This window comes from Arthrobacter antibioticus, from assembly GCF_030063205.1.
Taxonomy (GTDB): domain Bacteria; phylum Actinomycetota; class Actinomycetes; order Actinomycetales; family Micrococcaceae; genus Specibacter.
Genome location: NZ_JASISQ010000006.1, coordinates 171,716 through 184,662, shown reverse-complemented (window position 1 = coordinate 184,662; position 12,947 = coordinate 171,716). Strand labels below are relative to the sequence as shown.

General features: G+C 56.7%; 13 protein-coding genes. 7 read left to right on the top strand and 6 right to left on the bottom strand.

What is annotated here, in order from left to right; genetic code table 11:
* Nucleotides 1-114: 114 nt before the first annotated feature.
* On the bottom strand, nucleotides 115-1,902 hold the full coding sequence (locus tag QMG40_RS13585; protein ID WP_283531603.1) for an acyl-CoA dehydrogenase: 1,788 nt from the start codon (nucleotides 1,900-1,902) through the stop codon (nucleotides 115-117).
* Between the two features lie 194 nt (nucleotides 1,903-2,096).
* Here QMG40_RS13585 and QMG40_RS13580 point away from each other — a divergent pair, with 194 nt between their 5' ends.
* Nucleotides 2,097-2,843, top strand: a complete 747-nt coding sequence (locus tag QMG40_RS13580) for a sulfite exporter TauE/SafE family protein (RefSeq protein WP_283531602.1) — start codon at nucleotides 2,097-2,099, stop codon at nucleotides 2,841-2,843.
* 355 nt (nucleotides 2,844-3,198) lie between these two features.
* On the opposite strand, the gene crcB is transcribed toward QMG40_RS13580, so the two are convergent.
* From crcB to QMG40_RS13560, 4 genes are read right to left on the bottom strand one after another with little or no spacing between them, the layout of a single operon-like run.
* Nucleotides 3,199-3,576, bottom strand: a complete 378-nt coding sequence (gene crcB / locus QMG40_RS13575) for a fluoride efflux transporter CrcB (RefSeq protein ID WP_283531601.1) — start codon at nucleotides 3,574-3,576, stop codon at nucleotides 3,199-3,201.
* Complete coding sequence (locus tag QMG40_RS13570) at nucleotides 3,573-4,130, bottom strand: fluoride efflux transporter FluC (protein ID WP_283531600.1); 558 nt, start codon at nucleotides 4,128-4,130, stop codon at nucleotides 3,573-3,575. The genes crcB and QMG40_RS13570 overlap by 4 nt, the downstream gene beginning before the upstream one ends.
* Complete coding sequence (locus tag QMG40_RS13565) at nucleotides 4,127-4,492, bottom strand: hypothetical protein (protein ID WP_283531599.1); 366 nt, start codon at nucleotides 4,490-4,492, stop codon at nucleotides 4,127-4,129. The genes QMG40_RS13570 and QMG40_RS13565 overlap by 4 nt, the downstream gene beginning before the upstream one ends.
* A 9-nt stretch (nucleotides 4,493-4,501) precedes the next feature.
* Nucleotides 4,502-5,332 carry a hypothetical protein gene (locus QMG40_RS13560; RefSeq protein WP_283531598.1) on the bottom strand — a complete coding sequence of 277 codons (831 nt, stop codon included), beginning with the start codon at nucleotides 5,330-5,332 and terminating at the stop codon, nucleotides 4,502-4,504.
* A gap of 210 nt (nucleotides 5,333-5,542) precedes the next feature.
* Between QMG40_RS13560 and gcvH the strand changes: the two genes are divergently transcribed.
* The 5 genes from gcvH to QMG40_RS13535 all read left to right on the top strand — a co-directional run bounded on the left by gcvH (nucleotide 5,543) and on the right by QMG40_RS13535 (nucleotide 8,691).
* On the top strand, nucleotides 5,543-5,929 hold the full coding sequence (gene gcvH, locus QMG40_RS13555) for a glycine cleavage system protein GcvH (RefSeq protein WP_283531597.1): 387 nt from the start codon (nucleotides 5,543-5,545) through the stop codon (nucleotides 5,927-5,929).
* Between the two features lie 72 nt (nucleotides 5,930-6,001).
* Nucleotides 6,002-6,559 carry an FHA domain-containing protein gene (locus tag QMG40_RS13550; protein ID WP_283531595.1) on the top strand — a complete coding sequence of 186 codons (558 nt, stop codon included), beginning with the start codon at nucleotides 6,002-6,004 and terminating at the stop codon, nucleotides 6,557-6,559.
* Between the two features lie 42 nt (nucleotides 6,560-6,601).
* Nucleotides 6,602-7,330, top strand: a complete 729-nt coding sequence (gene ftsR, locus QMG40_RS13545; protein WP_283531594.1) for a transcriptional regulator FtsR — start codon at nucleotides 6,602-6,604, stop codon at nucleotides 7,328-7,330.
* On the top strand, nucleotides 7,327-7,833 hold the full coding sequence (locus QMG40_RS13540; RefSeq protein WP_283531593.1) for a bifunctional nuclease family protein: 507 nt from the start codon (nucleotides 7,327-7,329) through the stop codon (nucleotides 7,831-7,833). The genes ftsR and QMG40_RS13540 overlap by 4 nt, the downstream gene beginning before the upstream one ends.
* A 264-nt stretch (nucleotides 7,834-8,097) precedes the next feature.
* On the top strand, nucleotides 8,098-8,691 hold the full coding sequence (locus tag QMG40_RS13535) for a MerR family transcriptional regulator (protein WP_283531592.1): 594 nt from the start codon (nucleotides 8,098-8,100) through the stop codon (nucleotides 8,689-8,691).
* A gap of 242 nt (nucleotides 8,692-8,933) precedes the next feature.
* On the opposite strand, the gene QMG40_RS13530 is transcribed toward QMG40_RS13535, so the two are convergent.
* The gene (locus QMG40_RS13530) at nucleotides 8,934-9,770 is read right to left on the bottom strand and encodes a ParA family protein (protein WP_283531591.1); all 837 of its coding nucleotides are present in this window, start codon (nucleotides 9,768-9,770) and stop codon (nucleotides 8,934-8,936) included.
* Nucleotides 9,771-9,924: 154 nt separating this feature from the next.
* On the opposite strand from QMG40_RS13530, the gene gcvP reads away from it, so the two are divergent.
* A complete protein-coding gene (gene gcvP / locus QMG40_RS13525) occupies nucleotides 9,925-12,798 on the top strand; it encodes an aminomethyl-transferring glycine dehydrogenase (RefSeq protein ID WP_283531676.1) in 2,874 nt (957 codons plus the stop codon).
* The last annotated feature ends 149 nt before the right edge of the window (nucleotides 12,799-12,947 follow it).

Sequence of the window (12,947 nt, the reverse complement as noted above, 5' to 3'; positions counted from 1 at the left end):
GACTGGCTGGTAGCACCTAAGTCCACGGCGAATTGAGATAACAATGCCCGGCTCCCGATCCACGATGGGGATAGGAGCCGGGCACTTTTGCCGCACTTGTAAATGCTGGCTTTTCTACTTTCGGGCTGAGCCCGAGAGTTGACGTGCATCCAGTGCGAACAAGTCTGCAGAACCGGCGGTGGCAGCACCCAGTAAGCTACCGCATTGGGGGAGTAGCTGTTCCGCATGGAAACGGGCCAGTACCAGCTGGCTCTGTGCCAGGGCCGTGTCACCTGTTCCTGCGGCGGCCACGGCAGCTCGGGCCAGCATCCATGCGGAGGTGCAGAGCCCCCACATGCGCAGGTACGGAGTTGAGCCCGAAAGTACCGCGTTGGGATCGCTCTGGCCTGTCTTTAGCATCCAGTGAGTAGCTTTTTCAAGCGCATCGAACTGTTTGGCAAGTTCCGCACGAATCGTAGAGAAGTCGGTTCCGGCCCCCGCAAGATCCATGTCGATCTCCCGCATTGTGGACAGGAACTCCAGGATCGAGGCGCCGCCACGGATTCCAAGCTTGCGACCCACAAGGTCTGCAGCCTGTATCCCGTTGGTACCTTCGTAAATCGCAGCAATACGTACGTCGCGTACATGCTGAGCTGCTCCTGTCTCCTCTATGAACCCCATGCCGCCCTGAATCTGGAGCGCCAAAGACGTGAGTTCATTGCCAAGGTCCGTTCCGAAAGACTTGCAAATCGGAGTAAGGAGGCCAACAATTTCATCGGCACGAGCCCTGACGGCCGGGTCTGGATCGTTGGTGCTGCGGTCAACGTAGGTGGCGTCGAGCAAGGTGAGGTAGCGCAAGCCGGCAATGGAGGCACGCTGTGTCATCAGCATGCGGCGCACGTCCGGAAACTCGATGATGGGTGAGCTGCCCGTGGTAACACCGATGGCCTGGCCCTGCTGCCTATCTTGGGCGTAGGTGAGCGACTGCTGGTACGCGCGTTCGGCCACGGCCAGTCCCTGCACACCAACACCGAGCCGTGCGCTGTTCATCATGACGAACATGATCCGCATACCCTTGTTTTCCTCACCGATCAGGTAACCGGTGGCATTCTCATAGGAGAGTACGCAGGTGGGAGAGGCGTGGATACCCATTTTGTGTTCAAGGGAGAGTGTTTCTACAGTGTTGCGTTCCCCTAGGGAGCCATCCTCATTAACAAGGAACTTCGGCACTATAAAGCAGGAGATTCCGCGGGTGCCGGCCGGGGCATCCGGGGTTCGTGCCAGAACCAGATGAACAATTTGTTCAGCCATGTCGTGATCGCCATAAGTAATGAAAATTTTCTGACCCGTTATGGCGTAGCTGCCGTCCGCATTCCTCACCGCACGGGTGGTCAGTGCACCCACATCCGAGCCTGCCTGCGGCTCGGTGAGGTTCATGGTTCCCGTCCATTCACCGCTTACCATTTTGGGAAGGTAGCGCTGCTTAAGTTCATCGTCGCCATAGTGCAGGAGCGCCTCAATGGCCCCCTGTGTCAGCAATGGGCAGAGAGAAAAGCCCATGTTGGCGCTTGTCATGAGTTCCTGGATGACCAGCCCTACAGTGCGAGGGAAGCCACCACCGCCAAACTCCTCCGGTAGGGGCACGGACCCCCAACCAGCATCCACGTACTGCTGGTACAACTCTTTGAAACCGTCAGGGGTGGCCACAGTGCCATCTGATTGGAGTGTGGAGCCCTGGATGTCACCCGTGCGATTCGTCGGGGCCACAGCCTCCGACATAAACTCACCGCACTGTTCAAGGAGCTCTGTCACCGTTTCGAGGTCTGCGTGTTCGAAACCTGGCAACTTGGCGATGTCCTGGTATTCCACAACATGCTCAAGTGCGAAGGAAATGTCTGCGATTGGGGGTTGGTATTGGCTCATAATCGCCAGCGTACCTTGGTAACCACCTTTGTGGCGAGATTTTGTTACTAACCAGTAATGTTGCACGGGTCACATTGTGCGCACAGGGGCAACTTCGGCTTCAAGCGCCCGTGTGGAACAATCGGGCAGGGTCGTGGAGGGAGAACGCCAGCAGTGAAGGTACACACCGAATCCAGTTATTTGATTTGGATTTCGTGAACGCGAGTATGGCATTGGCCCTGGTGTTGGCGATATTCACCGGTGCCACGATGCAGCGACTAACAGGTATGGGGTTCGCACTAGTCTGCGCGCCTTTCGTGGTGTTGATCATGGGGCCTGTGACAGGGATAGTGCTCGTTAATGTCTGCGGAGCCGTCGCCTCAGCCCTGGTCATCTTTAGAGTCTATAAATATATTGACTTTAAAAAATATCTCATCCTTGCTTTCGCGGCGCTTGCCGGAGTTATTCCGGGGGCAATTATCCTCAAGTACATTCCGGGTGCCTGGCTGCAGGTCGGAGTGGGGGTGGTTGTGCTCATCAGTTTGACCATGTCGTTGCGAATGAAATCGCCTAGCAAGGAAACACGACTGAGCCCAATGATCCTCGCGGGCACAATGAGCGGTGCTATGAACACCACAGCAGGCGTGGGTGGACCGGCTATGAGCGTGTACGCCGTTGCATCAAAATGGGACCAGCGCTCATTTGCTGCAACCATGCAACCATATTTTCTAACCATCGGAGTTGCATCTATTCTCGCCAAATGCCTTGCGACTCCCGGGTCTATGCCTCAGATGGAGATATGGACATGGGCAGCCGTTGGGGTAGCGATCGTGGCTGGCTTGATTGCGGGCGAGATATTGGCCCACTGGATTGCACCCCACCGTGCGCGATCCCTTGTGGTCATCCTTGCCTACGCAGGGGCCACGGCTGCAACTGTCGGTGGCATTGTGGAGCTTGCTTAGCCAACACTCGCTTTTCTTTTACTTGGGGGCTCTGATGGTTAGGGAGGAGCATGAGCCACAAAGAATGTCACACCGTAAGAACTCTGCACCATGAAATTAGGCAGTGTGTAATCACGCACTGTGAAATACGGCTCATCGGGGCTTTTCAATACAACTGTTCAGCTAATGGACAGGTAGTGTTCTTGTTAGCCAATGCGCTCTTCTCAGAGTTAGCTGCGGTTAGGCCCGTACGAGTATCTCGCCGATGCTCTGCGGGTCGTCTTATTTTAATCGCCTTGGCTGCTCAGGGTTAGCGGCCAGACCGGCCAGGACAGCTAAAAGTGCCGTGGCCGATCTTTGGTGGCGCTGGAACGCACTAAAAGAGCGAACCAAGCCAAAAGCCAAAAGCTGCGGCTGCCACAGTGGAAATTAGAGATCCCAAAGCGTTGGCCAATGAAGCAAAGTACCGGTCTTCACCCATCAAGCGCACAGTTTCATAACTGGCGGTACTGAAAGTGGTGTAGCCACCCAAAAACCCGGCGCCCAAGATTAGCGCCCATTCCTGGGAAAATAAATGCCCGGCCGCCAACGAGGTCAATAGGCCCAGCGCCAACGACCCTGAAACGTTGATGATGAACGTGGCCAGCGGAAAAATTGTTCGCAAACGGCTTCCAACCGCTCCATCGACAGCAAACCGGGCAGCGGCACCCATCCCGCCGGCAACCGCCAGAGCAGCAAAGACCAAAGGTGTCATGGCTGGCTTTCTCGCTGAATTCTGGGTTTCTCAGGAGTGTCGTGACTGACTCTTTCGGAAAAGGTACCGACTCTTTCGGAAAAGGTACCGAGTGCTATCCCAGCCCAGGTAGCCAAGACACCTGTGAACACCGTGCCCAGTCCATAGGCAGCAGCCCAGGCCCAGGCCGATCCACCTGAACTGGAGCCTCCAGCGATGAGTACGACGCCAACGGCCAGTGCACTGTAGGTTGTGAAGCCGCCACAAAACCCGGTTCCCAACAGCAATCGCAGTCGTCGGTTGCGCTCCAGTGCATTTCTGGAAGAATTCGACGGCGGATAGCCTTCCGCGTCGTTGCTTGAGTGCGGGCGGTCATTAAGCGCATCTTGGCGGTTGAGAATGGCGTAAAGGAGCCCCAAGAGAAAAGCGCCAACGATGTTTGCAACGATGATGGACACGGGCAGAGGACCGGCATCAGGCACGGCCAAAACAAGAGCCTGTCGAGCTCCGGCCCCCAGCGTGCCACCCACGGCGACAACGGATAAGGTTCGGACGTCTAGATACGGTATTTTCACTTGCTGGCCTGCCCCGGCAACCCCAGCTTGGTGGTGATCACCAAAACCGGAATGTGGTCAGTGCAGGCACGTTTCACCGCCACGCAACGGTGGCATTTTTTATGCAGCGAAGTCCGGCTGTCTCCGTGCGTGCCTCCCAGAGTCGTGTTTGACTTGAGCGTCTGCACGCCCCGGGGGATAGCCGGCGCGGGCGAGCCGGGCCACCGGAGCGGCCACTGCAAATCCAGGGCTCCGGTTTTTTGTTCCAATGAGTAGGCGAGTTGTGCCGGGAGATCGGCCGCTAGGCGTGCTCCTTCAGCCACGATGGTGGACGACTGCCCTGGCTGGACGCCAACTAGTGTGCAGGGCTGAATCTGTTCCATAGCCGAGCTCTAGTTCGGAGGCGTGTCGGTGTGCGGGGCTGGGGGCAGCGCTTCTGATGCTGGGGTAGATTCGATGGTGTCGGGCCCAGCATCTTGCTGGGCCGGGGCCGTGCGACGTTCCAAACGGGCGGTTGCCTTGGTTGCTTTTTCGGCTGCTCGGGCATCGGCTTTAGCCTGCTTGTCAGCCACCTTGGCGGCATCCCTGCCCGCGAGCTTCTGGGCCAGTTTGTCCTTATAAACTAATTTCTCGGCGGTTTTAATCTCCCTGATCCGTTTCCCGCGGCGGCGCCACATGCGTCCCAACACAACCAACGCCACTGCGCACACCACCCCGACAACCATGAACAACTGACTCCATGTACCAAACCAGTTGGCGCTATTGGCCCAGATGGACCGTGCATCGGCGGCAGTTTTTGTGTTCCCGAACAGGACGGCGAGTGTCAGTAGGTTGGGGATGGTTAGGAGCACAGCGAGTGCGAGCAAGGAAACCCGTACCCACTTATTGAGCCGACGCCTGTGAGCTTGCCAGGCGATGACGACAGGGAAGAACGAGAAGACAAATCCGTAAAACATGCCAAGCGGAATGCTGTTGCCCAGTTGACCGCCGATCTGGTCCCTGATCGAGTTGGCCCACATCAGCGGCACAGTCACAGAGGCCACAAAATAAACAATGACCAGCACAGCAGCGGCGCCCATGCCAAGAATGGTGCGAAAAAGCCAGCTGGGCATTTTCGTTTCATTGCTGGTTCCTGGTGCCGTCGGCAAATGTGTGGGCGTGCTGCCCCGGGTGTCTGGGGCTTGCCCGTCACCGGAGTAAGTAGGAGTAACTGAATCGGTCATAGGTAAATCATCCCAGATTCGTTGCAGGACGGGGTAGATTTGCCACTAGAGGCCTTAGAAAGTACCTTCGACTTGTAAAGAGCGGCCCCACACTAAAGACTGGTTGTGGTTTGTGGGTAAAATCAGCCATGACCCTAGTTTTGATTTTCTTTAATGTAAACTCCAGTTTCTCTTCGCGCGGCCGCGAGTGAACCCTGAAAGGCGCCCATAATGAGCAGCATTCCCGCAGACCTGTCCTATACAGCAGAGCATGAATGGGTTATGGCACCCACAGCTGATGGCGTGGTGCGAGTTGGCATCACCGATTTCGCTCAAGATGCCCTTGGTGACGTTGTGTACGTCCAGGTTCCTGAACTTGGCACCGAAGTCACGGCAGACACGGTGGTGGGTGAAGTTGAATCAACGAAGAGTGTCAGCGATATTTACGCACCGCTGACGGGGAAAGTGACTGCCCGCAATGAAGCTCTTGATACCGATCCGGCGCTCATCAACTCAGCTCCTTACGGTGCCGGCTGGCTCATGGAAATCACTCTTTCTGAGACGTCCACTTTCGACTCGTTGCTCAGTGCGGAGGACTACCAGAAAAAGGTAGGCTAGTACTTAGTTCTATAGAGTTTTATTTGGGGCCCAACAGGGTTTCCTACTACTTTGCGGCAAGGAGGAGTACCAATGGTTGACAAGGGCAACGACGCCGGGGTGAATGATCAGGCCAACGCCCAAGATCACTCCGGTGCAACAGATACCACCTCAATTCATCTGCCTCCCGTCCAAGCTGGGTCCTTGACGGTCCCTGTTTTGGCATCGGATGAGGAAAATGCAGTGAGCTCGCTTCCCACGGGTTCGGCGCTGCTGATCGCCCACGTGGGGCCAAACGCAGGTGCAAGGTTCTTGCTTGACAGCAAGGTCACCACAGCTGGTCGTCACCCTGACGCTGACATCTTCTTAGATGACGTCACGGTTTCGCGTAGGCACGTGAATTTTTTGAAGTACGACGGCGGGTTTGAAGTCATTGACGCTGGAAGCCTCAACGGCACCTATGTCAATGGGGACCGGGTCGATGCTGTGCGCTTGCGTTCAGGTAATGAGGTTCAAATTGGTAAGTTCCGGCTCACCTACTACTTCAGCGCAGCAGACACAGCGCCCGCAGACACAGCGGTGGGCGATGCAGTGTCTGACGGTTCCGTATCCGGCGGTTCAGTGTCAGGCGATACGGCTGCGGACTCTTAGGGCGTTGTGGGAAGTCTGAGCACTGGAGCCCGGAGCCGATTGGTGGACGTCCAAACTAACCGGCATCTAGGTGCCGGAGGTGTCTTGAATATTGGCGAGGTTTTGGCCCTGCTGTGCACGGATTTCCCAACTGTCACGGCATCCAAGATCCGCTTTTATGAAGAAAAGGGATTGATCACCCCTCAGCGGACGCCCGCCGGTTACCGTCAGTTCCATGACTCCGACGTTGAACGGCTGCGCTTTGTTTTGGCTCTCCAGCGAGATCATTACCTGCCATTGAAAGTCATCCGCGAATACTTGGATGCTATTGACTCCGGTCTCACCCCGGTGAACCTACCTCCGGGTGTTTCGATTACGCCGCGGATGGTCTCCGAGGACCTTGCTAAGGAACTTAAGAGTCGATCACGACGGCTGACACCCGAGCAACTGTGCGCTGAATCCGGGGCCAGTGCTGAGCTGTACGAAGCTATGCTCAGCTATGGCTTGATAGGGCTCCAGGATGGCACATTTGATGATCACGGCCTGAAAGTTGCGCAAGCGTGCACCGCCTTGGCTGCACACGGACTTGAACCGCGGCACTTGCGGCCCTTTCAGGCTGCTGCCGAAAGAGAATTTGGTTTGGTTGAGCGAGCCGTTGGGCCCGTGTCCTCGCGTAAGGGCAGCACCTCAACTATGCGGGCGGCTGAGGCGGCCCGGGAAATAGCCGAGTTATGTTTGGGATTGCATAGTGCTCTGGTGCAGGCCCGGATAGCCGAAATGGAAACGCCGTGATTGAAGTAAAAATTGTCGGTGTTCGAATAGAGATGCCCTCAAATCAGCCGCTGGTCCTACTGCGTGAATTGATGGGTGAGCGTCATATCCCCATCTGGATAGGTGCCTCTGAGGCCACCGCCATAGCTTTGGCAGAGCAGGGCGTTGTGCCGCCAAGGCCTCTGACTCATGACCTGCTCTGCGGAGTTGTACTGGCTCTAGGCCACAGTATTTCGCAAGTGAACCTGACAAAAGTTGAAGACAGCGTCTTCTACGCCGAACTGGTTTTTGATAACGGAACCATCATTGGTTCGCGAGCCTCAGACGCCATCGCCATCGCTCAGCGAGCACAATGCCCCATTTGGGCTGCGGAGTCTCTCGTGGATGAAGCCGGGGTTGTCATTGGCGATCACGACCAGGATGGCAATGAGCAAGCTGTCGCTGACGATGAGGCGAAAGAACGTGAAGTACGTCAATTTAGGGAATTCCTCAATGAGGTCGAACCGGAAGACTTTGACAAGTAATTTCGCCGGATTTCACGTTTTTTGGACAATGTCTAAGGTTAAACTTGAAGCTGAAACTTTCGACACGGTTAAATTGTTGTGCAGACGTCTTTGACCTTGGTCCCGCACCCCTCTAACGTCGGAGTATCGAGTTCCCCATTGCAAGCTTCGGCTGGCACGGGCACACTTGAGGTACGAGCCCGTAAAGCTCGCCCTCGACGTGTCTGGCCTTGGCCGTGTGTCAGCAAACCAACCGTCCAGGGGGCTGTGAACAGGAGGATCCACGTGAGTGCTAAGAGTGACGCCGGCGAGCTAACGGCAGCCGTTGTCCCCAGCACTGCCATGAAGGCAGGTTCGCAGGGTTTGCTTTTCACTGAAGATCTGCCCGTACTGGATGAAAACGCAGGCTACCGAGGGCCAACAGCCTGCAAGGCCGCCGGTATCACCTACCGCCAACTGGATTACTGGGCCCGGACGGGACTGGTGGAACCTGCCGTGCGCGGAGCAGCCGGTTCCGGTTCGCAACGGCTCTATGGTTTCCGGGACATTCTCGTTTTGAAGGTTGTCAAGCGGTTGTTGGACACAGGTGTTTCGCTGCAGCAGATTCGCGCGGCCGTTGAACACCTGCGCGAACGTGGCGTTGAAGATCTGGCCCAAATCACTTTGATGAGTGATGGCGCATCAGTCTATGAATGCACCTCAGCGGATGAGGTCATTGACCTTGTCCAGGGTGGCCAAGGTGTCTTTGGGATCGCCGTGGGACGTGTCTGGCGAGAAGTTGAAGGTAGTTTGGCGTCGTTGCCCAGTGAGCATGCAGCCGTGCAGAGCTTCCCCGATGATGAGCTGGGTAAGCGCCGGGAAACCCGCAAGATTTCCTAGAACCAACTCTCCTAGAACCAACTACAGCTAGAAGTGGAACCGGGAAGAATTAGCAACAGGTTCTGGTTTTTGAGTCAGTCATGCTCAAATACATTTCCCCCTCAATGTGTATTTCAACTAGCCCGTAGTAATGGTTGAGACTCTCCACCACTGGAGAGCTAGTAACGGCTACTGTTAATGTGGTTTCATTTATTGGCCGGGCAAGAGCATCATGCTGGCGGCTCTTGGCGAAGTAGGCTTGCTCAGCCGCGGTAGAGGCGGCTGCGGGTGGCGCTTTGGTTCAGCACTGAATCCAACAAACTGTCAAAGAGAGCTGAGGCGTTCTTTGCCGAGTCTCCGGGCCACTGGTGCACAGGGTGCGCCGCACCCTGTATCTGCTGCCAGTTTGCCTGCTCAGGGATCGTGGGTGAGAGAAGCAGTTCGCCAAACATAGTCTTCATTTCAGACAATCTGTAGGCATGCTCATTGGAACCTGTGCGCACCCTGTTGGCAACGATGCCGGCAGGAACTAACGCTGGAGCGAATTCGGTGCGGAAAAGTTCAATAGCCCGAAGCGTGCGCTGTGTGCCGGCAACAGAGAACAGCCCAGGCTCGGCAACCAACAGCACCCGGCTACTTGCTGTCCACGCCATGCGGGTGAGCCCGTTTAGTGAGGGAGGGCAATCGATAAGCACTAGTTGGTATGGCGCTGTGCCGTCACGGTCTGCATTGGCTAAGATTGTGGCAAGGCGGCGAAGGTCTCGTTTGCCAAGATCTGGCCTATCGTAGATCCCGCTGAAGGCAGAGCCCATGGCGACGTCGAGCGTTGGTGTGCTTTCGTTCTCGCTCTGGTGCGCTGCAAGCCAACCACTGGGCACAACGTTGGCTGCTAAGTCAGCTTTACGAGAATTCTTGATCAGTTGACCGATGTCCAATTGCCCACGCGCGGCTACACCGAGCCCAGTGGTGGCGTCGGCATGGGGATCAAGATCGATCACCAAGGTTGGGATGCCGGCGGCCAAGGCTGCTGAGGCCAAGCCAAGCGTGACTGACGTTTTGCCGACGCCGCCTTTGAGGCTGCTGATACTCACTACTTGCACGGATGAACCATTACCCTTTGCGTTGCTTACCTAAATCTTGTGCTGCTGCGAATAGCTCTGACACATACAATAGCTGTGGAACGTTCGCGACTTGGAGAACCCATTGACAAACACCCCTGAGAATTTACCCGGGCGCCAAGACACAAACAACCTTGTGTCGGCCGTTTTTAGTGATCGACACATTGGGGTTACTGCGCAACCCCACGTTCATCATATGTTGAGCACCCTAGGATTCGCTTCTTTGGAGGAGCTTTCAACAGCCGCGCTGCCCAAATCCATCTACACCACAGCCCCCCTGGCCTTGCCGGCAGCCGCTTCGGAGGAAGCCATGCTTGCCGAGTTAAAGTCGTTGGCAGCGAAGAACACGCTGAACAAGTCATTTATCGGTCAAGGCTACTACGGCACGCACACCCCTGGGGTCATCCAACGCAACGTGCTGGAGTCTCCCGCGTGGTACACGGCATATACGCCGTACCAGCCGGAAATCTCCCAGGGCCGGCTCGAGGCGCTGCTGAATTTTCAAACAGTGGTGGCAGACCTGACCGGGATGGTGACAGCCAACGCTTCCATGCTTGATGAAGGAACGGCGGCAGCTGAGGCGGTGGCACTGATGCGCCGCAGTAATCGCACAGCAGCGCAGGATGCCGTCCTGTTGGTTGATGCTGATGCGTTCCCGCAGACTCTCGCTGTAGTGCATACGCGCGCCAAGGCCATGGGCATCCCGGTGCTAGCGCATAACTTTGATGAAAAGCTCCCTGATGTTGCGTTCTTTGGTGTGCTTCTGCAGTACCCGGGGGATTCCGGGCTCATCCGGGACATTGCCCCGATCATTGCCGCAGCCAAAGAACGGAAAGCCGTAGTAGCTGTGGCCGCTGACCTGCTGGCCCTGACCCTGCTGGAATCTCCGGGTGAGTTGGGTGCGGACCTTGCGGTGGGGACATCTCAACGTTTCGGCGTGCCTATGGGCTTTGGCGGCCCACACGCAGGGTACATGGCGGTTCGTCAGGGCCTTGAGCGCGCACTGCCTGGCCGCTTGGTGGGTGTCTCCAAGGATGCAGCGGGTAATCCGGGATACCGGTTGGCATTGCAGACCCGCGAGCAGCACATCCGCCGGGAGAAGGCCACCTCTAACATCTGCACCGCCCAAGTACTCTTGGCCGTCATGGCAGGCATGTACGCTCTCTACCACGGACCTGACGGGCTGCGCAGGATCGCTACCGCAGTACATACCCGCGCCAAGGCCGTAGCAACGGCGGCCACGGACTCCGGGCATGCCGTGGTGCACACAAACTACTTCGACACACTCAAAATTCGGGTCGCTGCTGGTAGCGGACATGCGGCAGCTGAACTAGTTGCAGCAGCCCACCGCGCAGGGATCCTCCTACGCCACGTTGACCACGACCATGTACAAATTGCGGTTGATGAAACTACTACGGATGCCGATGTAGCTGAAATTTCAAGGCTCTTAGCCGGTCAGGTGCCCGTTCAGAACGGTGGCACCGGGCCGGCGCGTGAGGCGAGGGAGGCCCGCGCCGTAGAATTGCCCACCCCCGCCCGCTCTACCGGATACATGAGCAACGCGGTGTTTCATGCGCACAACTCTGAAACGCAGATGCTGCGCTACCTGCGCAAACTTTCCGACGCGGACTACGCCCTTGACCGTGGCATGATTCCGTTGGGCTCGTGCACCATGAAATTGAATGCCACAGCCGAAATGGCGGCAGTGACCTGGCCGGAATTCTCCCAGTTACATCCCTTCGCACCGGCTACGGACACGGTAGGGATCGTAGAGCTGGCAACACAGTTGGAAGCGTGGTTGGCGGAGATCACCGGCTACGACGCTGTTTCTGTGCAACCCAATGCCGGCTCACAGGGGGAGTTTGCCGGGCTGATGGCTATCCGGGCTTTTCATGTGGAGAACGGCAACCCGGATCGCGATATCGTCTTGATCCCCACCTCTGCGCACGGTACTAATGCGGCCTCGGCTGTCATGGCAGGATTGAAAGTTGTTTCGGTTGCCACTGACGGATTTGGCAATATCGACATAGATGATCTGAAATGGCGGATCAACCTCCACGAAGAAAACTTGGCGGCCATCATGGTCACCTATCCTTCGACGCATGGTGTGTTTGAGACCTCGATCAGCAGCATTTGCGCCATGATTCACGACGCCGGTGGTCAGGTTTACGTTGATGGCGCCAACCTGAACGCTTTGGTTGGGTTGGCACAGCCGGGTAAGTTCGGTGCCGATGTTTCGCACCTGAATTTGCATAAGACTTTCTGCATTCCGCACGGCGGCGGGGGTCCTGGTGTTGGCCCGGTAGCCGTTGGTGCACATTTGGCCAAGCACTTGCCTGCCCGTGAGCTCGGAGCTAAGTCTTCGGTGGGGCTGGTCTCCAGTGCACCGTACGGTTCGGCGTCGATCCTGCCCATTTCGTGGGCCTACATTCGCATGATGGGCCCCGACGGACTCCGGCTGGCAACCCAGACTGCGATCCTGTCGGCAAACTACATCGCCCGCCGCTTGGGTGAGCACTACCCGGTCCTCTACACGGGCGCCCATGACCTGGTCGCGCATGAGTGCATCCTGGATCTGCGCGGTATTACCGCAGACTCCGGAGTGAGTGTTGACGATGTAGCTAAACGTCTGATCGACTACGGTTTCCATGCACCAACCATGTCTTTCCCAGTAGCCGGAACCTTGATGATCGAGCCCACTGAGTCTGAGGACTTGGGTGAGATCGAGCGGTTCATTAATGCCATGATTGCTATCCGCAAGGAAATCGCGGCGGTGCAGGACGGTCTCTGGCCAACTGATGACAATCCACTGGGCAACGCCCCACACACGGCGCAAAGTATTGCCCAGAAATGGGGACACCCGTACAGCAGGGAGGAAGCGGTTTTCCCTGCAGGGGTGGATCCGCGGGCCAAGTACTGGCCGGTGGTGCGCCGCATTGATCAGGCTTTTGGGGATCGAAATCTTGTGTGCTCGTGCCCGTCTATGGAGGAGCTGGCTGAAGTCTTTTGACCCAGTCCTGAGCAACAGGCGTGGCCATATTTAAGGAACTGTGTCAACACTTTTGTTCCCGGGTTTTTTATTACGGACATGGAAGTGATTTGTGTTACAGGATTTGGTTGCTGTTAGTGTGCGAGAGAAACTAACACAACTTTGTGTCA